We start from the raw sequence: 24,830 nt of genomic DNA on the forward strand, positions 1-24,830 counted from the left end.
TTTCTTTAAATTATAAATATGGATAGACTAACCGGCAGAACATAATAATAGGTGGTGTCCTGTTTTAATCTAAAATTAATTTAATCTAATCGCAAGTAATTTCCCGGGATTGAGATAGATTTATGATGGGAATCAAAATCCAGTCAATTTGACTTCTAGTAGCGTTAATTATTTATAGTGGTATTTCATCTCGTAAATTGATAGAGTTTACCGTTTTCCGGTCTTACGTCAATATTTCCTTTAAAACCATTTTTAATCAGTTGTTCAACAAACACCCTCATAAAAAAACCGTGAGTAACCACCAGGATTTTACTATTCCGGCAACTTTCCACTTCCTTGATAAACTGACTTATCCTCTGAAGTGTATCGATACGTCCTTCCGGCTGAGAAGAATGATTTTTATACCATGCAATTCTTCCACCAAGATGCCATAAAAATGAGGGGAGTTTAATTCTTCTATCAGTGAAAGGTGCTACAGGTACTTCAACAATAAGATCGGTGAAAATCTTTTCACCGTTATAAATTTCTTCTGCAGTTTCAATAGCCCGCGGGATTGTGCTGCAATAACATTTATCCCAATCCCAGGTTGAGAATTTTAGTCCGTTTTTTATTACTGGCGAGGCTTCATACCTTGCCATAGCGGCAGAGAATTCTCCTGCAGAATAAATCTTCTTAGTGGGATAGAAGTCGACTTTGAAATGACGTACGAGACCCAGAATCATTCTTCAATAATAATTTTTGCGTTCCTAATATAATCTTAATAAAAATCTTTCACTTGATTAGCTGCATCTTTTTCACAACATTAAAATTATCCGCTTTAAGCTGATAAAAATAGACCCCGCTTGAAACTTTGTATTCCAGATTATTTGTTCCGTCCCATTCAACGGAATGATCTCCGGCATCAAGTTCGCCGTTAAATAATTTTTTTACAAGACTGCCTTTTACATCGTAGATATTTATTTCAACTTTTCCCCTGCGCGCAACAGAGAACCTGATTTGCGTAACCGGATTAAATGGATTAGGATAATTCTGGTGCAGCTGATATTTGTATTCTGGTATTTCATCATTAAGAGAAGTGATGTTGGCTCTGAAATCGAAATTGATCTTTGAAAAATTTCCGGCGATGTCATAGACCGTTATTTCAACCCGGTTTGTTGCTATCCTGTCGATCATTTCTCCCGTAGTCTGAATATAGATTCTGGAATTTCCCGGATCGAACAGGTAATCTACTTCAGTTTCGTTAATCAGCATTTTAGTCCTAAGCAGATCCAAACCCGAGCCGAATTTATTTTCTCTTATTACCGCATATACTTCCGGAAAGGAGCTCCACACAGAGCTCTGAACCGGTCCGTAATCAATTATTTCCGGTGCTTCATTATCCGAAATGCTTGTAAGTTCAATTCCGAGCGCATACTCGCCAAGGCGGTTAGATTGCGCAATTACAGTGTCTTCCTTTACTTCTCCGCCTATATAAACCCAGTTAAGAAGATCCTTATCATAAAAATAGATTTTTACTTTGGATGAATCGTTCATAGAAAAATCAAATCTTGCCATATCCTCCGGATAGATAATCATCTTGACCGTAAACGGATTCGCCATAGTATCCTGTAATACTGTTTCGCCATCCTTCTTGAATGCCACATTCATTATATCACTTGTAATTACAAGATTGGATTCGTAGAGAGTGAAGCGATTACTGTTTGCCGGACCTGATGAATGATACACAGATTTTGAACGGCTGAACTTTTTAAATTGCGGAGGCTGAAACGGTTCCGCCTGATAAAATCCCGGCAGATTAGATGAAATAGTTGAGGCAATCCAGGTTCCTCCGGATGTTGCGGTTCCGACAATAGTACCAATTGTGTTGCCCGCAGTCGACGCAACATTAATAATAAAATTTCTTCCTGCAATTACAAGTGTTTCCAGTGTATTAATAATATTTAGAAATGACTGTTTTATAAGAGGAAGTACACCGGAGAAAAGATCTCCCAACACACCTGTGAACTCCTTACTCTTCATTACATCTGAATAATTATTAGTATAAACTAGGTAGTTTTCGCCGTTCAGATATACTTTTGAATACTTTCTGGGATAGATAATTTCGTCGTAGAATTTACCGTTGATTCCGAAAGAGACACCGACACCAATCAGAAATGCCACGTCTAGATCAATTCCGAAATTGAGAGCATAACCATTCCCCTGAATTTCGGAGGTGGTAATTTCAATAGGTACAGAAGTAATATTGCTGTATACGCTTTTAAAAGTCTGAATAGCATCGTTCACAATACCTGTTCCAATCGGAACGCCGCGGTTCTTTGTAAAAAGTCCGATTATCGAACTGCCCGACGAAACAATCGACTGGTAGAGTTCTTTGGGAAGACCGATAGTAGTGCTGTAATAAGTATTTCTTGATGCATTGAAGAGGTTTAATCCGCCTCCGCCTTTAAAGGTTAATCCGAGCCCATTAAATCCGAAAGACGGATCGAGTTTTACTTCAGCGGAAAATTCAGCTCCCGCACCTGCGTCGAACAGGCTAAAATTACCGCCACCCAGGTCAAATTTATCTTTCGACTTTAATCCAAAGTCGAGAGCAGAAAAATTGAAATTGAAGGCCTGACTAAATTCAACGGATCCTTTGGTATTGTCGGTCACAGAAGGGTGATCATAAAAAGTATTGAATTTTAGATTCATTGCAGAGCCAATGGATGGATTGAGGGCATTGATTTCAACACCGGCAAACTGAGATTTGAATCCTGCACCAAGATTCCCCTCCAGTCCAAGACCCTGATAATTTTTTACAAGAGCATCGTCGAATGTAGTTATCACCCCGCCTGTAGCATTAATTGTTTCCACTATTGCGGCCAGTACGGCTCCGACACCGGGAGACAATCCGATTCCTGCAATCGCCATGGTCTCGAGCATAAATCCGGACTGCGCCATTTTAATTTTATCCTGCGATAAACCGAGTTGGGTAAATCCGAACTTCTGACCGAAAAAAGTTTTTACGGTAGCAGATGTTGTAGCAACAGTTGCCGAAGCAACAGCCAGATTTGCATTTGGAATCTGAACTTCGGCACTAACTCCGAGTTCAAGTCGCCTGTCGAGGAAAATATTGTCATCCTGATCGAGCTGAATATCGAGTCCGCCGCCCGCTTCTCCCTTAACAGATAATTTTGCGGCAGAAGCCGAAACGCCCACGCCAATTGAAGCGGCCGTACCGCTAACTCCGGCGCTTCCTCCGGCAAAAATTGTCCACGTTCTCTGGAATGGCGACGGTATCTTCTTTACACGAATCTGAAATGGCGCAGCATTAAAAGTATAGAATGTATCGCTTACGGTTATACCATTACCAAGGATATACGTCATTAATGAATCGATAAAAAGAAATCCGGGAAGATCCAGCCGGAATACGCCAGGTTTCAGGAAGATCCCTTCAACATTAACAGCTCTTGTAGGAGAAGAGAGCAGTGCCTTAACTGTTGAATTAGAAAACACATTACTACCGTTTGAGGTTAGTTTGAAATAACAATACCCGGCACCGTTCGCAGGAACCTGAACATCTTTTATTGAAGGACCTTTTGCGAGAGTATCGATTTGAGCAGGGACATTTAACGCGACAATTGTAATCCTGTGAGGCGCCGATACAGTTCCGTGAAGAGTGCTTAATCCGAAATCATCCGTTGCTTTTATAAAATATTCTAAATCCGTAGCGGTAACAAAAGCCTGTGGTATTATACCCGAATATGTGTTTGGCGGAGTAAGATTCATCCCTGCAAGCTGATAATTAATCTGACCGGACTTTCTGTAATAGAGTTTAACATCGGCAACATTATTTGTATTATCAGTTACATCCGCATTGATATTTATCTGATTGTTTTTTGCAGCAGCCTCAACAATATCGTGCTGAATATCAGGGGCTACATTCGGAAGTATCGCCAGCTGGTACGGATTCTGAGACGGATTCATTTTCGGATCCGATGCGGTAATATTTCCGTCCGAAGCCGTTATATAATAATCAACTCCCGGTGCCCTTACCGAAGCAACCGGAATTGTGACGCCATATTTATTACCTGTCAGCTTATTCATTGCAATGCTTGCGAAAAAATTCTGATTTGTCGCTTTATAAAATAGATTAACGGATTGTACGAACGGCTCAATTTCGTCTGTAACAATGACTGTTATATTAAATGATGTTCCTTCGACCCATGCCTGAGTATGGTAAGCCAGTGTTGAATCGGTTCTCTGAATTTTCGGTATCGAACCCGGATTATAATAGACTGTATCCGATGCTGTTGAAGCTTGATAATTGACTAGAACCACTACTTCTCTGTTGGAATTATTAGCCAGGGGATCGGATGATTTGTACTGAACCAGATAATTTGTTGATATGATATTTGAAATAAAATCCAGTATCTGTGCAAAGTCCGCTCTTATATCATAAATCTCCCCGTTTGTTGCGTTTGTAATCGGTGTAAATTTACTTACAAGCGTTCCGTTTGTTAATGCAAATAGTGTTATTCCGTTTTCAACGCACGCAGAGATTGCTTCATCGATCGTGACTGTACCCTGCGCAGGATTTTCGTCTGTAATAATTATAAATATTTTCTGCGCACCGGGCCGGAAAGCGAATGACGCGGCCGATTGTTTTATTGCATAGTAACCGGGTTCGGTTCCACCTGTTGTAACATTTCTGATCCAGATGTTATCCTTAAAATAATTAGGGTCGGACGTAAGTATGCCATTATCTTCTACGATAGGACTTCCGGAACTTGCCGATGAACCGTACCTGCAGAGACCGAGTGCATAATCGACACCGGAATTCGCCAGACTGTTAACAAAATTAATCACATTGTTTGAAACCGCCGCCTGTTCGTCTCCCATGCTGCCGCTGTTATCCATTATGAAAATTATATCGGTCAATCTTGAGCCGGCACCTTCGCCGGGAGGCGATACGGAAAAATTATCTGTCTGAGGTATTCCGTTCTCATATACTTCAAAATTATTCTGGATTAATGTTGGAATGCTTACATTAAATGTATCGACTGCTACATTTAAAAAGAGAAAGGGGAAATTCTGATAGTTCAGACTCGGAATTCTGACAGACAACGGAGAAGCAAATCCCTCTCCCGTTAAACCGATCTCATCTTTTTTATTCGTGTTATAATATATTTCAAGAATTCCGTTTTCCACTACTCTATTAACCGGTTTAAAAGTAACAACCAGTTCTTTCGTTTTACCGGCTGATAGTGAAAAGAGGGACGCTGTTTCCAGAGTATTCGCAGATATATCTTCCAAGGGTGTACCGTAAAGTTCATCGTACTGAAGCATACTGCTGCTCACGCCGAGGACAAAAGAGAATTTCCCGTTTGTTATTTTAATTGAATCAATCGTGACTGTTCTGGTGGATCTGTTCTTAATACTCAGCGACAGTGTTTTATTATTCTTCAAATCGACCTGACCGAAGTTTAACTGAAGCGGAGTTGCAAGCAAAGGCGACACACCTCTGCCGGTTAATGGAATAACCAGCGGCGTACTCCCCTGCTTATTTATATGAATGATAAGATTGGCGTTTACAGCTCCCTGATTCTGAGGCATGAATTTAATTTTTACTGATATTGTCTCGGCTTTTGCTACCCAATAACTTGTCGAGGAACTGATCGTAAATGAAGGGTTGTCTGTTTCAATCTTGCTTATAAAGAGATCAATGCTGCCGTTGCTTGTGATAAATTTTATTGTCTGTTCAGAATAGGCACCGACAACCACATCGTTAAAATCAATGTTTGAGATAACGGTTGCTGGCATTATTGTACCGTTAAACGGAGTTGCGGCAAACGGCTGAAAATCAATAAGTCCTTCAGCCTTCTGACCAAAACCGTTCGGATTGTCGGTATGCGTGGGTCCCGACTGATCGCCCCAGAAATTATTCTCGGCGGTTATCCCGGCAGCACTGTAGTTTTTTATTGCAAATGAGTTGTTATAAAAATCATTATTGAGGAGAACGGGATTGGCATTATTCCTCGTTGTGATTGCATATGTACATTGTGTAAAACGGGAATTACTTATCTCCGGCAAAGAATTGTCTATGTTTATAAAACAATTATTGAAAGAGCAATTTGTTAACCGGGAAGCAGAATTGTATTTGATTTGAATTGATGCATCTCCGCTGGTTAACCCTGTAAAGCGAACATCGTTTGCGATTATGGTCCCTTTTAAAGTTGCACTATAACCTGCGGTGATACCGGTTGTTGAAGTGAAATATACTTCGGTTTGTGATTCTATCGTGAGCGTTGAATTGTCGCGGACTGTAAGATTGTTTATATAAAACGGAGATAATGCTTTAGTGAGTGTATAATCGGTTTTTAAGCTTCCCTGCAATCCGAGTCCCGGATAAAGAACATTTGCATCATAAGTTATATCAGAAACATTAACGGTACCGCCGTCTTCAAGCATAATCGGATTAATAACGCTTGCAAACTTGGTTTTTGAAACATCTATTTCGCTGTTTTCAACAAGCAGATATGCGTTGTCAAAATTCGAATTGTTTACAGTCCCTGAACTCGCTCCGCTTTTAAAATATATCTTTGAATCCGAAGTTAAAGCTCCCTTAATGAGTGCACCCGAAATATTTAATGTCCCTCTTGAAGATGTACTGGACCCCACGGTAATTGCCGTGGAAGAAGTCAGCTTCGCTTCGACACCGTTTTCAATTGCGAATGTCGCACCGCTGTTGACCGTCAGATTATCAATAAAATAGGGAAAACCGTTATTGGTCATCGTATAATCCGTTGATAGTGTACCTTTGAATTGAATTCCATAATTCGTATTGCTCGATTCAAAAGTCATACTGCTGTGGGTCAGTCGGCCTCCGTCTTCCAGAACAACAGGATAGACGCAATTACTAAAAACTGATGTGTTGAGTGTAACTTCACTCTTCTCTATCCAGAGATAAGTATTATTAAATGAACAATTATTGAAAGTGCCCTGACTTGAATTTGATTTGAAATAAATCCTGGCGTCACCCGAAAGTAAACCAGTAAATGTAGTACCTGAAGCATTCAGGTATCCCCGGGATGAAGAGCTTGAACCGACCGTGATATAAGATGAGGTTGTGAACCTTACTTCAACACCGTTTTCAATAGTAAGAGTTGCTCCGTCTCTTATAGTAAGAGACCCGGTTAGATTATAAGGACTATTGGATAAAATCCAAGTAGTATTTGCGTTGATAGTGCCCTGAACGTTGGTTTGAGAAATGCCTGCCGATACAACCAAGAAAAAGATGTGAACAAAGTACAAAGCCTTTGCCGACATTCTTCCCTCTTATGGCTGATTTATTAAAATAGGTTTTGTCGGATAGGAAAGTAGTAACTGCTTTCTAAAAAAAATTAAAAATGAATTAAATTATACTGTCTGATAAAAATACACCCGATCAATATCATAAATAGTATAAGCTCTAAAACAACTTAGCAAGATAAGTGACTAATGTAAACACTTTTTATTATCGTTTTAATTTTCGTCACACCACTTTGAATTTTTTCAGATAACCGGATAACTAATTATAAAATAATGTAATGGTTGGCGGCATTACCGCATTGATTTTACAAGGCTGCCGTCTGATTTTTTTATTATGAAATTAAAACTCTTGGAATGAATTACTTATTAAGAGAAACTACTTTCGAAACCAGTTTAAAACTGATTGAGTTTTGAAGAATATTATATTCATTCCTTAAAGTATATCCGCCGGCCAGAAATTTCCCGTGAACATCAAAGAATCCGTCAATCGATCCTTCCAGGTCGCCAATATTTGTCTTCTTCAGAGAAAAATTCAATACCGCATGCTTGTTCATAACCGTCCCGGTAAAAATGAATGTTAATCCGTTCCAGTTACCTGAACCCGAAATGGAGATTTTCCCGTCATGATACATGTATAAAATTACGGTGTTGGTCTCTTCAAGATTTGTCTGATACTCACCGGAATAGTTTATGTTACTGTCCGGTTCAACCGGATTCTCATAACTACAACCGGTTATAAATATTATTAAATAGATTACAAGCACCTTTTTCAAGGCTCCCCCCCATTTATAGTTTTTAATCGAAGGCGGGGATTCAATTCTGCTACCCCGCAAAATAACTTCTGACTAATTATCGAGGTGGAGTGAAGAAAGTTTAATTTAAAATGAATTGTAAAGTTTACATGAATGAAAAATTCTAGTTTGATAAAGCAGCACTTTTACGTGAAAGATTTTTATAGATTGGATTTTATGCGTTATTCCGGTTTCTATATTTAAAACAGTCTGACGTATGGTCATCAACCATACCAACCGCCTGCATAAATGCATAACAAATTGTAGATCCAACAAATTTGAATCCGCGTTTCTTCAAATCCTTGCTCATCCGATCCGATACTTCTGTTTTAGCCGGTATTTCACTTACACGTTTCCAATTATTTCTCACCGGCTTAAAATCAACAAACTGCCAGATATAATTATCGAAAGAACCGAAGGATTTTTTAATTTCAAGAAAAATTTTGGCATTATGGACGGCCGATTCGATTTTAAGTCGATTCCTAACAATCCCCTCGTTTTTGATGAGTTCTTTTACTTTTTTAGAATTATATCTGGCAACAATATGTGGATCGAAATTGCCAAAAGCTTTGCGGTAGTTATCGCGCTTGCGCAGAATGGTGATCCAGCTTAATCCGGCCTGCGCACCTTCCAGAATTAACATTTCAAACAGTTTTCTGTCATCGTGCACCGGAATCCCCCACTCTTCATCGTGATATTTGCAATAGAGCGGATCGCTGCCTGCCCAGCTGCATCTTATTAAATTTCCCGGATTATTCATAAACTGCACTTATACAAATTATATTTTATAAATCTATTTATCAGTACATCGATTATTCTTAACCGCAAATAATCTGGAACCGGTTTTTATTTTATCCAGACCGATTTAATATTCACAAACTCTTTTATTCCGTAATGAGAGAGTTCTCTTCCGTAACCGGAATTTTTAATTCCACCGAAAGGCAGACGCGGATCCGACTTAACCATACCGTTTACAAACACTGAACCGGTTTCAATTTCTGAAGCAATCTTTCTTGCCCTGTTCCTGTCCGAAGTCCAGAGGGATGCCCCAAGGCCAAAATCAGAATCATTCGCAATGCGAACTGCGTCTTGGTCATTAGAGGCCTTTATAAGTGAAGCAACCGGACCGAAGATTTCATCGTCGTATGCCGGCATTCCTTTAGAGAGATTATCGAGAATAGTTGGTGCATAATAAAATCCTCTTCCGGGAAGAATTTTCCCGCCGGTAAGAAGAGAAGCTCCTTTGGCAATAGAATCTTTTACCTGTGCATCAAGTTCATAAAGCAGGTCCTCGCGGGCTATCGGACCGAGGTCTGTCGTTTCATCCATCGGTTCGCCAACTTTAACACTCTCCATCGACTTCACAAATTTTTCACGGAACAGATCATAAATTTTTTCAACCGCAATAAATCTCTTTGCGGCAATACAACTTTGGCCGTTATTAATTAATCTGGCAGTAACTGCGGTTTCAGCGGCCATATCCAGATCGGCATCATCGAGTATAATAAACGGATCGCTTCCTCCCAGCTCAAGCACAGTTTTCTTAAGTTCCTTTCCGCAGGCTTCTGCTATTTTTCGGCCGGCCGGTTCGCTTCCGGTTAGTGTAGCAGCTTTAATCTTAGGATTTCTAATAATTTCTTTTACCGGTTCCGAACCGATCAGAAGAGATTTGAAAACATTTTTCGGAAAACCTGCATTTAAAAAGATCTGTTCTATTGCCAGAGCACACATAGGCACGTTCGAAGAATGTTTAAGCAGTCCGACATTTCCTGCCATTAAAGAGGGAGCGGCAAACCTGAAAACCTGCCAGAACGGAAAATTCCAGGGCATTACCGCCAGTATTACACCTAACGGATTGAATTCAATATAACTCTCGGATGCATCAGTAGAAACAATTTCCTTTTTTAGAATTGTCTCTGCATTCTCGGCATAATAGTCGCATACCCAGGCACATTTTTCAACTTCGGAAATCGATTGTTTTACAGGCTTTCCCATTTCCGTTGTAATAATAAAAGCATATTCGTCTCTCTTGGAACGCATTACTTCTGCTGCGTTCTTCATCAGTTTTTTTCTTTCAGAAAATTCTACTCTGCTCCAGCCGAGAAAGGCTTGGTGAGATTCATCGATCGAATTCCGGATTTCATCATTTGTAAATGCATTGAATGTTTTTTCGATTTTCCCGGTCGCCGGATTAATTGTTTGAATTGGCATTTCTATTCCCCGAATTGATTCTTAAAATCTATTCAAAATTTTTACTCACATTCATGACAACCAATAAAACTGATCTGAAATTACGAATTCTGATACATAATTTCGATCAGTACTTTTTTAAGCTAGATAGTGAAAAAAATTACCCGGTTAAAAAGATTAAACAATTACCGGTTTTTATTTGAGAAGAAGCATTTTGCGGGATTGAATAAAAGTAGAGGTTTTAAGTTGATAGAAATAAAATCCGCTTGTTAATCCGTTTCCGTCAAAATCGACCGAGTACTTACCGGGACGCTGAAAAGCATTTACAAGCTCGGCAACTTTTTCCCCGATCATATTATAGATGCTCAAAATAACATTAGATTCCTGTTTCAAAGTATATACAATCTGTGTTGAGGGATTAAAAGGATTCGGATAATTCTGAAAGAGAAAATCGCCGGCAGGAATTTCCTGTTCATCGCTCACTGAAGTCGTAGTCTTATATACTAAATTGAAAGAATGTGTATCTGATAAGCCGGCATCCTCAGAATCGGAAATACGAAGCAAAACACGAAGAGATCTTGTAAAGGCTGGCGCCCAGTTTTGCCTCCTGTTTAGAGTGGCAAGATTACTGTTGAGTGTTTTCCAGGCTGCTCCATCGTCGGTTGAGTAATCTATATTTATCTTTTCCAAGCCCGTACTTTCCCAAACGATATCAAAATTTCCAGGGATCTCGATATTCTCGCCAGATGAGGGTGAAACAAGAACGAGCTGTTTAGCGCCGGCAATTAAAAATGTTGAATTAATTCCGGCTTTAAGCAGGTCGGCCGGACTAAGAATGATTTCATTTCTTTCTTTATCGGTAATAGAGATACTTACAGTCCACTCGCCAGGCTTCGGGTTTTTTAACTCGTAACTTCCTTTGTACTCAAAAATGCTGGATCCGACATTATTGAACCTGATAAACTTTCCGCCGTTCTTATCGGAAGGATCGAGCATAATTTTTACTTCGTCGATTCCGCTCAGATTATCTGTAACTTTGATCTCATAATTGATAATGAAAAGATCATTATTAGAGTTCTGCGGGTTTACAGTATAATCGAATTTTACAAGCTTCGGTGGCTCACTGTCTTTCGAGTTTGTCAGGATAATTTCAGATATAAAACCGGCGTCCGTAAGATCTTTGCTTGAATATGTTTTCAGGTTTCGTTCATTATCCTCAAGCTGCACTTCAATATAATATTTCCCTTCTTTACTGTTCTTAAAATCAATTTTGCCGTAAAGTTCTGCAGCAAGACTGTTAATCTTAGTAATTTTTTCAACCGTGTTTCCTCCGCTACCGTTCGGAATAATAATTATGCTTACTTCACTTATTCCGCTTAGATCGTCCGTCACAGATATTTTATAATTTACAGAAGTGTTGGAACTGCTCAGCTCAACAACTTCCGGAGAAATTGTAAATTCAACCAGATCCGGCGGTGTCGAGTCTTTGGTTTTTATAATTTCAAGCGAGGACGGTAAACTCTTTGATGAAAGCGATTCAGGATTAAAAACGGATTCGTTGCCTGTGGCATCTTTAACAGAAATGCTTGCTTTCCAAGTTCCGATAGCGGGATTATTACCGAAATCAATGCTGCCGGTCAGTGTCGCTGTAAGTAAGTTTACTTTCCTGAATGTTTCCGATTTACTTCCGCCGTTTCCGGGCGGGAGGAATTCAACAGTTACTTCTTCAACGCCGCTTAAATCATCGGATGCTTCAATTGAGAACGTGACCGAATGATCATTAGAGGTGAGATCAATGATTGAGGGTGAAAACGAAAAATTTATTAGTTCCGGTGGCGTAACATCAGTCGTTTCCTTAACCTCTAGAGTCGAGGGAAATTTATCGGCTATTTCTTCTGATGAAAGCGTAAGCTGGTTTCCCGCAACATCCTTAATTGCAATCGATGCCTTCCAGATACCGGTTGATGGTTGATTGCCGAAATCGATACTGCCGGTTAGTGTCGCTGTAAGTAAGTTTACTTTCCTGAATGTTTCCGATTTGCTTCCGCCATTTCCCGGTGAAAGAAATTCAACGGTTACTTCGTCTACTCCGCTCAAATCATCCGTTACTTCAATTGTGAAATCGATTGAATGATCCGATGAGGAGAGGTCAATTACCTGTGGATTGAAAGCAAATCCTTTCAACTCCGGAGGATTGTTATCTGCTGTTTCTTTTATCTCAAATGTTGACGGGAATTTTGTTCCTATCTGCTCGGATGATAGCGTTACCTGATTTCCTTCTACATCCTTCAGAGTTATTGATGCCTTCCAGATACCGGTTGATGGTTGATTGCCGAAATCGATACTGCCGGTTAGTGTCGCTGTAAGTAAGTTTACTTTCCTGAATGTTTCCGATTTACTTCCGCCGTTTCCCGGTGGAAGAAATTCAACGGTTACTTCTTCAACGCCGCTTAGATCATCCGTTACTTCAATTGTAAAATCGATTGAATGATCCGCGGATGCAAGATCTATCTCTGCAGGGTTGAATGAAAAATTTTTTAATTCAGGCGGGCTTGAATCGGCCGCGGTATTTTCAAATATTTTAAAAGTTGGGTTAATACCCCTGGCAGTAAGGTCGCTTTCTGTAATTGTTGTCTTGTTTTTTTCTGAATCCTCCAAGTAAATAGTTGCATACCAAAATCCTGTTTTGGGATTATTTCCAAAATCGATTTCCCCCTGAAGCGCAACCGACTGAAGATCCAGCTTGCTGAATGTTTGAGATTTGCTGCTCCCGCCGCCGGAAGGCTTAAACTCGACAATTATCTTTTCAATTATATTATCAATATCATGAGCAGTAAGATTGAATAGAACTTTTATATTATCGCTTTGAGAAGCCGAATCCGGCGTAAATGAAAATGAATCAAGTACCGGCGGATTATTGTCCTGCGGATAGACGGCTGCAGCGGAAAAAATAAAAAGAAGGCAGGAAATCAATACCCTCATTTTGATTTGCCTTTAGAATTTGATCTATTTTATAAGCACCCTGGAGAGGCAACCGATTTTATACATTTGCCTTTGAATTCATGGTAAATGTAACGTTTACAAATATTTATGTCAATAATCATATTCAATTATTCCAATCCTGTGTTCCGGAATTGAGATAAATCACACTAATTTAAATTACAAAACCGCCTTTTCTCGGGATGGAGTGGTTTCCTGCCGGTTTCTATGCTCAAGTATATTTTACTCGACTTAAATACCGTTAGCACAGACAATCAAGTAAATTAAGTCTGAACATGCTTCAAAGTCATTTACGGAATCTACTTTTAATTTTTTCGCCAATCGAGTGCCGGTTTTAACGGGGATATTTCTATACAATAGATTTCGATTAAAAAAAATTTTTTGTAAGTTCGAAACAAGATAACTGAGAAAAATTCTCCAACTAACAACTGTTCTTTATGGGAAAAGCTAATCCAAAAACTTTTGTTCTCGATACAAACGTAATTCTTCACGATCCTACCTGTATTCATCATTTCCAGGAAAACAACATAATAATTCCTCTTGCAGTAATAGAAGAGTTGGATCATTTTAAAAGGGGAAATCAGGTAATCAACCTGAACGCGCGGGAGTTCGCCCGCACACTAGATTCAATTACGGGTAATGAAATATTCAACGGCGGCGTTTCGCTTGGCCGCGGACGGGGAAAAGTCCGGATCGTAATTACCAAGGGATTATCGAAAGAGATCCACGATGTTTTCAGGGATGATAACGTTGATCACCGTGTCCTTAGCGCTGCTCTTGACGCATCAAAAAACAATAAGGACCGGCTGAAAATTATTCTGATCAGTAAAGATGTAAATCTCCGCATGAAGGCGAAAGCACTCGGAATTCCTGCGGAAGATTACACAACCGACCGCGTTACAAATGTTGAAGAACTTTACAGCGGCAAAGAAGTTACAGAGAATTTCGACGACGATATTCTGCAAAAATTGTATCAGGCACCGTTCGAAGTCCCGGCAAAACAAATTATCAGAAAAATTAAAACGGATGCAGTCCCTAATAAATATTATATAATGCGGAACAGCAGCCGCTCGGTTTTAACCGTTCTTTCAAACGATCTTGACAAATTCAGGAAGATCGATAAAGAGATTGTATACGGAATAAAACCGCGCAACGCGGAGCAGACCTTTGCGGTAAATGCGTTGTGCAATATGGATATTCCGCTTGTTTCAATGACAGGCAAAGCCGGAACGGGTAAAACTCTCCTCGCTCTTGCAAGCGCACTTCAGGTTAGAAAAAATTACAGACAGATCTATATAGCCCGGCCGGTAGTTCCGCTCAGCAACAAAGATATCGGTTATCTGCCGGGAGATGTCGAGAGTAAACTGGCGCCGTATATGCAGCCTCTATGGGATAATTTGAAAGTAATTCAGGATCAATTCCCCGAGACGGATAAAAATTACCAGCTCATCAACAATATGATTAAAGAAGAAAAACTGGTTATTGAACCGCTCAGCTACATAAGGGGAAGAAGTCTTCAGAGGATCTATTTCATAGTTGATGAAGCTCAGAATCTCACTCCTCACGAAATAAAAACTATTATTACGCGCGCCGGCGAAGGGGCAAAAATCGTATTGACCGGCGACATATATCAGATCGATCACCCTTACCTCGATTCACAATCGAATGGTCTTTCTTACTTAATTGAACACTTTAAAGGCCAGAAGCTTTATGCTCATGTAAATCTGGAAAAGGGTGAGAGATCGGAACTTGCCGAACTGGCAAGCAATTTATTATAATAGCACATTTTTCATTTTACTTTCGGAATTAATTTGGTTTGCTTATTTAGGCATCTCTGAATAAGTTTTCGTTAGCCATAATTTTCTTGTTGTTATATGCCGATTAAAAAAGACTTCTATTCTTACCGCCACCAATCCCCCGGGGCCAAAATTTTATGAAAGATTTTTTATTCAAACCGTTCGAAGAAATGACTGATAAGGATTATGAAACCGTCGGTTTTAAATCCGGTCTCGAGATCCATCAACAATTAATGACAGACAAAAAATTATTCTGCCGCTGCCCCGCCGGTCAATACAGCACAAAATATCACGCTGAGATCCTAAGGCACATGCGCCCTACGCTTTCGGAACTGGGTGAATACGACGGCACCGCGCTTATGGAATTCAAAACGAAGAAAGATATAATTTACAGAATCAACCGGGATACAGTCTGTACATACGAAATGGATGATACTCCTCCTTTCCTAATAAACGAAGAAGCATTGAACATAGCACTTGAAAGCGGAATGTTATTCGACTGCGCCATTGTGGACGAACTTCATATCGCACGGAAGCAATATCTGGACGGAAGTATTCCAACAGGGTTTCAACGTACTGCGATTTTCGCCCTCAACGGAAAAATTCCATATAAAGGGAGAACCATTAATATCGTACAGATGTCGATTGAAGAGGATTCCTGCCGCGAAGTTTCCGACTCCGGCCACACGCGCGTTTATTTAACCGACAGACTCGGTATGCCTTTAATAGAAACAGTAACCGGTCCGGATATGAGAACACCTTCTGAAGTTGCCGAGGTAGCGAAGATCTGCGCTAAAGTTGTAAGAAGTACAAATAAAGTAAGACGGGGTATTGGAAGTGCGCGGGAAGACGTTAACGTGAGTGTTGAAGGCGGAACGCGAATCGAAATAAAAGGCGTCCCAAAGATCGGGAGAATCCCGATTCTCACATATAACGAAGCTATGCGTCAGTGGAACTTACTGCGTCTCCGCGAAGAGCTTCACAAGCGGGGAATTACAAATGAAACATTTCAGTCGGCTTCAGCCGACGTAACAAGAATTATTAAGAAGGCACATTATCAGCCGGTAAGAAACGCAATTGAACAGGGATTAAAAATCAAATGCGTAGTCCTTAAAGGTTTCGCCGGATTGCTCAACTGGCAGACACAGACCGATACATATTTCTCTAAAGAGATCTCCGACCGTGTACGTGTAATTGCCTGTCTTACTTCAATACCGAATATAATTCATTCGGACAGCCGCGGCGATAATCTTCTCTCGGCTGAATGGCAGAATATTAAACGGAATGTAAACGCTACGGATAACGATACTATTGTTCTTGTCTGGGGAAATGAACCGGATACTGATATGGCGGTGAAAGAGATTATTATCCGTGCACGCGAGGCAACTATAGGCGTTCCTTCAGAAACACGTCAGGCGTTGCGTGATGGTACGAACGGATTCGAGAGGATACTTCCGGGTGCCGACAGAATGTATCCCGACACCGATCTGCCGCCCACCAAAATAACAGACACAATGCTTAAAAAATTGCGCGGGAATCTCCCCGACAAGTTCTGGACAAGCGAAGCATGGTACCAAAATCTCGGAATACCCGACGACACAATTAATGAATTGTCAATTTCGAAATTCTCAGGACTTTTTAAAATTCTTGTTAACGAGTTAAAGATCGATCCAACGCTCGCTGCTGTTGCCCTTATTCAATTTCCGAAAAGACTAAAAAAATTGAATTACGATGTTAAACTTCTCACGCCCGAAATAATGAAGGATATTTTCCTTGCATTCAAGGATGGACTCCTTTCACGTTACGGTATTTTTACAGTTATGCAGAAATCAATTTTAAAAGGAAAATTTTATCCTGAATTACTTCCAAAACCCGTTACATCATCAGAACTTGATGAAATAATATACCAATCAAGAAATGAGATCGGGAAGATTAAGTTTTTTAATGAAGAGAAAAAAAATGATCTGCTGCTTGGAATAACGATGAACAAAGTAAGAATAAATGTTGAAGGGAAAATCGTAAAAGAAAAAATAATAAACCTGTCCTAGCGGCTCAGGCGTTCTCCGTGTGAACTCCAATAAAGATTTCCACGCAGAGATCGCAGAGTTTTCCGCAAAGACCGCAGAGGAAAAACTATGGCTGAAGATTACAAAGGCTACCGTGGAAAAGCGCTTTCAACTCTTAAGAATTTCGGTGCTCAGGTTTGGAGTGATGTTGAAATTGAAACGACAAAAGGAATTTACAAAGGAATAATTCTGCCCCGTTCTGAAACGGCAGATCAGTTTCATATAGTAATTAAAATGCCGATTGGTTATAACATTGGTGTCGCAGCTGAAAATGTAACAGACATAAAAATTAGAGGACGGAAGGAAGCTCATTATAAAATTCCCGAAAAGGATTTCCCGAAAGATGCCTCAAAACCGAATGTTAAGCTCCTCGGAACCGGTGGTACTATAGCGTCCCGTCTCGATTACAGAACCGGGGCGGTTATACCCGCATTCTCGCCCGGAGAACTTTACGGATCCGTTCCGGAACTTGCTAACTTCTGCAACCTCGAAACCGAAAAATTATACGGCGTCTTCAGCGAGAATATGGGCCCCGATCAGTGGATGGGAACCGCGCAGGCAATTGGCAGGGAAATTGAAAAAGGAATCGACGGAATTGTAATAGGCCACGGTACAGATACCATGCATCACACTGCCGCTGTTCTCTCGTTTATGGTTCAGGAGTCGCCGGTGCCTATTGTGATGGTCGGGTCGCAGAGATCGAGCGACAGGCCTTCCTCAGATGCAGCGCTTAATCTGATGCACAGCGTTAAGACCGCGGCGGAGAGCGATATAGCCGAAGTAATGGTTTGTATGTTCGGACCCACATCGGATTATTACGGATTGCTTCACCGCGGAACACGGGTTCGCAAAATGCATTCGAGTTACAGATCCACTTTCCGCACAATAGGTGATATTCCCATTGCTAAAGTTAGCCGCGAGGAGATTACACCACTTAGGCAGGATTACAAGCGGAGACGCAAAGACCGGAATGTTAAGATCAATACAGCTTTCGAAGAAAAGGTAAGCATCGTTTATTATTATCCCAACATGATGCCGGATATAATCGATTCACTTATCGATAACGATTATAAAGGAATAGTAATTGCCGGGACGGGACTCGGACACGTAAACAAGCCTCTTTATCCGTCCCTCAAGCGCGCTCACGAAAAAGGAATAGCGATTTATATGACCGTGCAGACTTTATGGGGATTTGTTCAGATGTACGTTTACGATACCGGCCGGGACATGATGGAACTCGGCGTAATACCCGCAGCTAATATGCTGCCCGAAGTTGCCTATATGAAATTGTGCTGGGCTCTCGGCCAGACAAACGATCCGCAGAAAGTTAAAGATATTATGCTTACTCCGATCGCAGGCGAGATTACAGAACGTGAACCGAGCAATGGATACCTGGTTTACCAGGGCGGTCTTCCGGAGGTTGAAGAGTTTATTTCGAAGTATGTGAAATAATTGTAAAGGTTTACTCTTATAAATCTCTTTTTTTCTAATTACAAACCTAGTTCAATCTTAGAATGTACGAAAAGAGCCCTTTGCCCATCACGCCAATAAATTTTATTTTTGCCGAACCGTTAACTAAAGGGGGTCTCGATGAAACGAGTACTTTATCTCTGTCTATTCTTCTTTTATTTTTTCCTTTTTTCATTCTCAGTTTCCGCACAGGAGGATCTTCTGCTGCGATTTCCGGCATTGAACAACGACGGCTCAAAAATTGCGTTCTCATATCAGGGGGATATATGGACCGTCCCTTCAACCGGGGGAAGAGCCACACGATTAACTATACATGAGGCTTACGAAGCCAATCCTAAGTTTTCCTACGACGGGAAATTCATTGCATTCTCAGGCAACCGCTATGGTAACAGCGATATATTCGTTATGCCGGTTGACGGAGGAATGCCGAAACGTCTAACTTATCATTCGGCTCCGGATAATATTTCGAGCTGGACGAAAGAGGGTGACATATTATTCTCCACCAACCGGGAATTCAATCAGATCGAACGGCCTCAGGAGGTTTATTCCGTCTCTGCAAAAGGCGGAACCGAAATGCGGATTCTTGATGCTGTAGGATTCGATCCGGCTTATTCACCCGACGGAAGATTTCTTGCCTTCGTTCGCGGCGATATAAATCCTGTATTTAGAGAGGATTATAAAGGACCATCCAACAGGGACATCTGGCTCTACGATACAAAATCAAAAACATATTCCAAGATTGTCAGCTTTGAAACAAATGATATTATGCCTCAATGGAGCGACGGCAGGACAATCTACTTCATGAGTTCCATTTCAGGCAATTATAATATCTACAAATTAAAAATTGACGACAACGGAAAAGCTTCAGGCAAACCCGAACAGCTTACTAATGTTAAAGAGCATTCGATAAGGTATTTTTCACTCTCTGCCGACGGATCCAGCATTGTCTATGAGCAGGAAAAAAATCTCTTCATATTAAAGACTTCCGGCGGTTCGGCAAGGAAAGTTGATGTTGTAATCAGCGCAGACGACCGTTTTGATCCGGTAGAGTTAAAGACATTCAACAACAGCGCGGCTGGTTACGAAGTGTCGCCAAACGGCAAGCTGCTTGCATTCTCTATCCGCGGCGAAATATTTGTTAAAGAAGTTGATAAGGATAAGTCGAGAAGCATTAATGTATCAGAGTCGCCTTACCGCGATTCCGATTTCGCATGGCTTAGCGATACAACACTGATCTTCACTTCCGACAGAGAAGACAATAATTTTGAACTTTATCTTATCAGATCGGCTGATCCAAAACAACCGAACCTTGTAACCTCTCTGAAGCATTCTGTAAGCCGGATTACTAAAACCGGTAAAGATGAATTATCGCCGGTTATTTCAAATAACGGAAAACAGATAGCTTTTATACGTGCTTCGGACGTAAAAGAACTGATCGTTGCCGATATTGCGCCCGACGGCAGATTATCGAACGAAAAAGTTCTTCACTCGGGATGGAATGTTCCCAATAGCATTATGTGGAGTCCGGACGATAAATGGCTTGCCTATTCATTAAACGATCTCTATTTCAACGATGAAGTATTTATACAGGCCGCCGATAATTCCTCCAAACCGGTAAATATTAGTATGCACCCGAGATCTGACGGTCAGCCCTTCTGGAGTGCCGACGGTTCTAAACTCGGATTTACTTCCGAACGCAATAACAGAAATACCGATATTTGGTTTGTTTGGTTGAAGAAAGACGACTGGGAGAAAACGCGTCAGGACTGGGACGAAAAAGAGCCGGCTGCCGATAAACCGGCTCCCGCAAAACCGGCGGATGACAAATCCAAAGACGATAAATCAAAGAAAGAGGGACCGAAAGTAAAAGAGATCCGGATCGATTTCGACCGTATTCATGAAAGAATTGTTCAGGTTACAAGCCTGCCGGGTAACGAAGGAAATCTTGTGATATCAAAGGATGGCGAAACGTTTTTCTATACAGCTCAAAGCAGTACGGCAAGAGGAAGAGATCTCTACAGTGTTAAGTGGGACGGTAAGGATCTTAAAGAAATGACAAAGGGCGGATCCAACCCGATGAATGTCAGTATTGATAAGGAAGGAAAATATCTATACTATATGAAAACCGGCGGTTCTATTACAAGACATGATATTAAAGCCGATAAACCAGAACCGCTTCCATATTCGGCTAAGATGAAAATCGATTATCCTGCCGAGAGAATTCAGATCTTCGAAGAAGCATGGCGGACAATCCGAGATGGTTTCTACGATCCGAAATTTCACGGATATGACTGGGATGCCCTCCGCGACAAGTACCGTGATTTATGCCTGATTGCTTCAAATAATAATGATCTTAGGGATATGTTCAATAATATGCTCGGCGAGTTGAATGCCAGTCATATGGGATTTATGGCACCCGACCGTGCTGAAACACAGAGAGAAACAACCGGTCTTCTTGGAGTTGAATTGACACCCGTGAATGACGGAATGAAAGTACTGCGCATAATACCTGATTCGCCAGCTGATAAATCGGCAAGCAAATTGTTTGTCGACGATATTATAACATCTGTCGATGGAATTGAATACAATCAGGAGAAAAACTTCTACGAGTTATTGAATAATAGAGTCGATGAAAAAACTCTTCTTACAGTTAAAGGTAAAGACGGTAAAGAAAGAGAAGTGGTTATACGTCCCGCAGCTTCCTTAAGGCAGTTAATGTATTCTGAGTGGGTTGCAGAAAGGAAGAAACTTGTTGATAAATATTCGAAAGGGAGACTCGGGTATATTCATATTCAGGGAATGGATTTTCCGAGCTTTGAAGTTTTTGAAAGAGAACTTACAGCGGCAGGTTACGGCAAAGACGGATTGCTTATTGATGTCCGCTACAACGGCGGCGGTTCTACTACCGATTATCTGATGACCGTTCTCAACTACAAGCAGCATGCATATACTATTCCGCGCGGTGCGAGCAATGATCCGGAAAAGGATAAACTCAAATTCCGCGATTATTACCCGACAGGCGAAAGACTTGTCTTCGCTGCATGGATGAAACCTTCAATTGCTCTATGCAACGAGGGGAGTTATTCCAACGCTGAAATCTTTTCTCATGCTTACAAGACTCTCGGAATCGGAAAGCTCGTTGGCTACCCGACTAACGGCTCGGTAATTTCGACAGGCGGAAAAGGATTAATTGACGGCTCATTCGTTCGATTGCCGCTTAGAGGATGGTATACAAAAGCGACTGACATGAACCAGGAACTCGGTCCTGCAGTTCCAGACATAATAATCGAAAACTCAATCGACTGGATTTCCAAGGGGATTGACGAGCAGTTGAAGACGGCTGTGGACGAATTGTTAAAACAAATCGATTCGGGCAAATAATCATCTTTAATAGATCCTGAAGGCGCACCGGTGTCCTTCAGGATCTTTCTTAATTCTCATCCGGAACAGATCCTCCTTTAACGAGTATAAGAAAAGCACAAAATTCATTCATGTGTGAAGAAATTATTATTCGTTATCATAATCACCGCTCCCCTCTTTGCCCAGGTAACCGATACAAAAACCGACTCATCAAAAAAATTTTCTGTAATCGATACAATAAAACAGATTACAATTAAAAAAGAACACGATTCAATACCGGGTAAATCGATTCTGGAATTAAAATCAATAATTGGATCGGATCATTTTAAAATCGACATGATGAGAAAATTGCTGGAAGAAAAAAATGATCTTGAGATCTTTACAAAAGATGAAATTGCAAGCGGTATGAGCAGAAATGAATTACTGGCTTATAAAAAAAATAAACAGATTCTCTTAGGTATACTTCATAACAAAATTGAAGAATGCTGGTGGTTTCGGGTTAAGAGTATCGGTGAGTTGACCGGTATTCCGGACCTGCTTATTCAGGCATTCATGATGAGTCTGCTATTATTATAATGTCACTGCGGCCTCCGTACAAGCACCGGAGATTGCGGTTATTAACCCTTTCTTATGAATTAACTTCACCACAACCATCTCTTCTCCCGAAAGAGATCTCCCGCAGTGACGGGTCAAATATTATTAAGTCAGTTAAAAAATCAAATCCAAAAATTTTTCTATACAAAAAAAGGTACCTTTTAATATTTGTTAATTTTTTTTGAAAAAATGATTATTTGTGAACGGATCCTTTAGCCTTCAATTCTCCTTAACAATTTCTTATCAATAACTTAACAATTTGTTAACCTTTCTTTGATTCCTTTCTCATATAATTACATTCAAAAAGGAGAAAAATATGGCGGGATTATTTATAGCTATTACTGGATTGGTATTCGGCACTCTTTGCTCAAAAGCCGCAATTAAGTTCGATCGATTTCCTAAGAACTGGTTTCTAATCGGTTTTATTTCCGGTCCGATCGGTTTAGCGATGCTTTATATAATTGCCAGGATAAAGAGCGGAGATTACGAAGCCGGTGTACTTGACAGAACAATACTTGGTACAGAATAATTTTATTGCTAAATCTGCCACTCGATTTCAAACCACCAGCTTTCGAGCATGTTGTTGTCAAGCTTGCCGATTCCTTCCTTTGTAACATCCGGCGGCGGCGGGTAATAAGAAGCGATTTTATTAAACAGAAGCAACCGGTATGGTTCCGATGTCCGCGTTATTAATGCAAGAAGGGTAAGCATATCTCTCTCACCGGCCGAACCGATGATAGTTTCGACCGACTGATCACCGCCATTCTGATAATCGAATTTGGCCACTTCACTTTTCAACAGATCAGATGCATCAAAACGGTACGGAGTACCGGGATGCTTATTCGGATGCATCTCACAAATGTATCCTTCATCGACGAGATAAACTCTTCCCTTTTGTTCGATTTCAATAAATCCGAATTCAACCTGAACACTGGCAATTAATTGTTCATCAACAGATAATTCAAATGTGCCGCCTCTATCAATTATATCGGCATTATTTAATTCGATGGTGAGACTTGGCATCGGATTACTGTTAATAATTCTTATATTTCCATTCACCAGCTTAATTTTATTACTTCCATCCTTTGCTTTTTTAAGTACGAGCAGGGAATTTTCACTTACTTCAATCCTTCCGGTATTAGGTACATTTATAACCGCTTTTGCATTCTGATCCGTTACTAGACTCTCTCCTTCTTCCCATCGATCGGACATACTTACCTGACCGTTAATTAAAACATTCCCGCTAACAGTCCTTACTTTCCAAGGTGAATTGATAAGCATAAAATCATAAATGAAATATCCAACGGCTATAAGTACAAGCGGAAGAAGAGTCAACAAGGTTTTTTTAAGATCCAGAGAGAATCTTGAAACTGCGGGTACTGCAAGCCTGGTTGCGAAAATTGATCTTGTTACTTTACTTTTTCTAACTACTCCTCTAGACTGTTTTAAAATCTTTTCCTGTTTTAGCTGTTCCCGTTTAATTTTTTTAACATTTACTTTAGGCCGATCCTGTTCCGCTCTTGAATCTGCAACGGCTTTCTTAAGTAGTTCTTCCGAGAGCTGATTTATTATATCCTCGGGGGGATCAATTGTGTAAGGAAGATTTTTAAGTTTATCATAAAATTTCCGGATTCTTTTATATTTGGCAAAACAGGAATTACAGGACCGAATGTGAGATTCGACCTCCTTCTTTCGGTTTTCATCCAGAAGCTCATCAACAAAATCATGAAGACTTATTTTAACTTCTTCGCAGTTCATAGACCCATCTTAGACATTAATTTTTCGCGTATTTCAAGAAGGCGGGATTTTATCTCGTCCGCCGACTTATCTTCCAGGAAATTTTTTATTTCCTCGTAATCGTATCCTTCCAGGTCGTGGAGTATAAAAATAATCCTATCCTCATTCGGAAGATTAATAATCATGTTCTCAATTTTTTCGTGCTCGTGAGCATAAATCGTTTTATCAATAGCGGGTTTCAGAGAATCGCCGTATTTATTCAGCTCCCGGATTGCGGATTTAACAGCCAGACTTTTCAGCCAGAGTGCAAATGAATTTTTAACATCGAATGATTTTATGTTCTCCCACGCAATCAGCAGGGTTTTAAGAGTAATTTTCTGCGCGCGGTCAGCTTCTGGATAGAGCCGGTATGCTACCGTGAAAATATTTCTAAGGTTGATTTCGCAAAGATCGAAATATGCATTCTTTCTGCCGGATTGCGACAGTTCGACCAGATATGAAACATAATTAGTGTTTTCGTTTTCCAAGTTAAGTTT

The 24,830-nt window shown here is 40.5% G+C and carries 14 protein-coding genes; 6 read left to right on the plus strand and 8 right to left on the minus strand.

Annotation, left to right across the window (positions count from 1 at the left end; all coding sequences use genetic code 11):
• Positions 1 to 185: 185 nt before the first annotated feature.
• From PLZ15_03890 to PLZ15_03915, 6 genes are all read right to left on the minus strand, one after another.
• Positions 186 to 722, minus strand: coding sequence for a histidine phosphatase family protein (locus tag PLZ15_03890; GenBank protein HOI28878.1), 537 nt, complete (start codon positions 720 to 722; stop codon positions 186 to 188).
• A gap of 49 nt (positions 723 to 771) precedes the next feature.
• Positions 772 to 7,308: a FlgD immunoglobulin-like domain containing protein gene (locus PLZ15_03895; GenBank protein ID HOI28879.1), complete on the minus strand. Its 6,537-nt coding sequence runs from the start codon at positions 7,306 to 7,308 to the stop codon at positions 772 to 774.
• 341 nt (positions 7,309 to 7,649) lie between these two features.
• Positions 7,650 to 8,063, minus strand: coding sequence for a hypothetical protein (locus PLZ15_03900; protein ID HOI28880.1), 414 nt, complete (start codon positions 8,061 to 8,063; stop codon positions 7,650 to 7,652).
• Between the two features lie 193 nt (positions 8,064 to 8,256).
• A complete protein-coding gene (locus PLZ15_03905) occupies positions 8,257 to 8,841 on the minus strand; it encodes a DNA-3-methyladenine glycosylase I (GenBank protein ID HOI28881.1) in 585 nt (194 codons plus the stop codon).
• Between the two features lie 86 nt (positions 8,842 to 8,927).
• Entirely contained in the window at positions 8,928 to 10,292 is a 1,365-nt protein-coding gene (locus PLZ15_03910; protein HOI28882.1) for an NAD-dependent succinate-semialdehyde dehydrogenase, read from the minus strand.
• 174 nt (positions 10,293 to 10,466) lie between these two features.
• Positions 10,467 to 13,253: a T9SS type A sorting domain-containing protein gene (locus PLZ15_03915; GenBank protein ID HOI28883.1), complete on the minus strand. Its 2,787-nt coding sequence runs from the start codon at positions 13,251 to 13,253 to the stop codon at positions 10,467 to 10,469.
• Positions 13,254 to 13,708: 455 nt separating this feature from the next.
• Here PLZ15_03915 and PLZ15_03920 point away from each other — a divergent pair, with 455 nt between their 5' ends.
• From PLZ15_03920 to PLZ15_03945, 6 genes are all read left to right on the plus strand, one after another.
• A complete protein-coding gene (locus PLZ15_03920) occupies positions 13,709 to 15,049 on the plus strand; it encodes a PhoH family protein (GenBank protein ID HOI28884.1) in 1,341 nt (446 codons plus the stop codon).
• Positions 15,050 to 15,204: 155 nt separating this feature from the next.
• The gene (gene gatE, locus PLZ15_03925; protein ID HOI28885.1) at positions 15,205 to 17,115 is read left to right on the plus strand and encodes a Glu-tRNA(Gln) amidotransferase subunit GatE; all 1,911 of its coding nucleotides are present in this window, start codon (positions 15,205 to 15,207) and stop codon (positions 17,113 to 17,115) included.
• A gap of 87 nt (positions 17,116 to 17,202) precedes the next feature.
• The gene (gatD, locus tag PLZ15_03930) at positions 17,203 to 18,585 is read left to right on the plus strand and encodes a Glu-tRNA(Gln) amidotransferase subunit GatD (protein ID HOI28886.1); all 1,383 of its coding nucleotides are present in this window, start codon (positions 17,203 to 17,205) and stop codon (positions 18,583 to 18,585) included.
• A 138-nt stretch (positions 18,586 to 18,723) separates the two neighbouring features.
• On the plus strand, positions 18,724 to 21,984 hold the full coding sequence (locus PLZ15_03935) for a S41 family peptidase (protein ID HOI28887.1): 3,261 nt from the start codon (positions 18,724 to 18,726) through the stop codon (positions 21,982 to 21,984).
• A 114-nt stretch (positions 21,985 to 22,098) separates the two neighbouring features.
• The gene (locus tag PLZ15_03940) at positions 22,099 to 22,539 is read left to right on the plus strand and encodes a hypothetical protein (GenBank protein HOI28888.1); all 441 of its coding nucleotides are present in this window, start codon (positions 22,099 to 22,101) and stop codon (positions 22,537 to 22,539) included.
• Between the two features lie 334 nt (positions 22,540 to 22,873).
• A complete protein-coding gene (locus PLZ15_03945) occupies positions 22,874 to 23,086 on the plus strand; it encodes a hypothetical protein (GenBank protein ID HOI28889.1) in 213 nt (70 codons plus the stop codon).
• 8 nt (positions 23,087 to 23,094) lie between these two features.
• On the opposite strand, the gene PLZ15_03950 is transcribed toward PLZ15_03945, so the two are convergent.
• A complete protein-coding gene (locus PLZ15_03950) occupies positions 23,095 to 24,315 on the minus strand; it encodes a FecR domain-containing protein (protein HOI28890.1) in 1,221 nt (406 codons plus the stop codon).
• Entirely contained in the window at positions 24,312 to 24,821 is a 510-nt protein-coding gene (locus PLZ15_03955) for a sigma factor-like helix-turn-helix DNA-binding protein (protein HOI28891.1), read from the minus strand. Before PLZ15_03955 ends, PLZ15_03950 begins: the two co-directional genes overlap by 4 nt.
• Positions 24,822 to 24,830 lie beyond the last annotated feature (9 nt).

This window comes from Melioribacteraceae bacterium, from assembly GCA_035362835.1.
Taxonomy (GTDB): domain Bacteria; phylum Bacteroidota; class Ignavibacteria; order Ignavibacteriales; family Melioribacteraceae; genus DSXH01.

Bases quoted from the DNA above. Each gene is read 5' to 3' on its own strand.
- PLZ15_03945 (HOI28889.1), top strand. From the start codon at position 22,874: ATGGCGGGATTATTTATAGCTATTACTGGATTGGTATTCGGCACTCTT.
- PLZ15_03950 (HOI28890.1), bottom strand. From the start codon at position 24,315: ATGAACTGCGAAGAAGTTAAAATAAGTCTTCATGATTTTGTTGATGAG.
- PLZ15_03920 (HOI28884.1), top strand. From the start codon at position 13,709: ATGGGAAAAGCTAATCCAAAAACTTTTGTTCTCGATACAAACGTAATT.
- PLZ15_03895 (HOI28879.1), bottom strand. From the start codon at position 7,308: ATGTCGGCAAAGGCTTTGTACTTTGTTCACATCTTTTTCTTGGTTGTA.
- PLZ15_03905 (HOI28881.1), bottom strand. From the start codon at position 8,841: ATGAATAATCCGGGAAATTTAATAAGATGCAGCTGGGCAGGCAGCGAT.
- PLZ15_03915 (HOI28883.1), bottom strand. From the start codon at position 13,253: ATGAGGGTATTGATTTCCTGCCTTCTTTTTATTTTTTCCGCTGCAGCC.
- PLZ15_03935 (HOI28887.1), top strand. From the start codon at position 18,724: ATGAAACGAGTACTTTATCTCTGTCTATTCTTCTTTTATTTTTTCCTT.
- gatD (HOI28886.1), top strand. From the start codon at position 17,203: ATGGCTGAAGATTACAAAGGCTACCGTGGAAAAGCGCTTTCAACTCTT.
- PLZ15_03910 (HOI28882.1), bottom strand. From the start codon at position 10,292: ATGCCAATTCAAACAATTAATCCGGCGACCGGGAAAATCGAAAAAACA.
- gatE (HOI28885.1), top strand. From the start codon at position 15,205: ATGAAAGATTTTTTATTCAAACCGTTCGAAGAAATGACTGATAAGGAT.
- PLZ15_03890 (HOI28878.1), bottom strand. From the start codon at position 722: ATGATTCTGGGTCTCGTACGTCATTTCAAAGTCGACTTCTATCCCACT.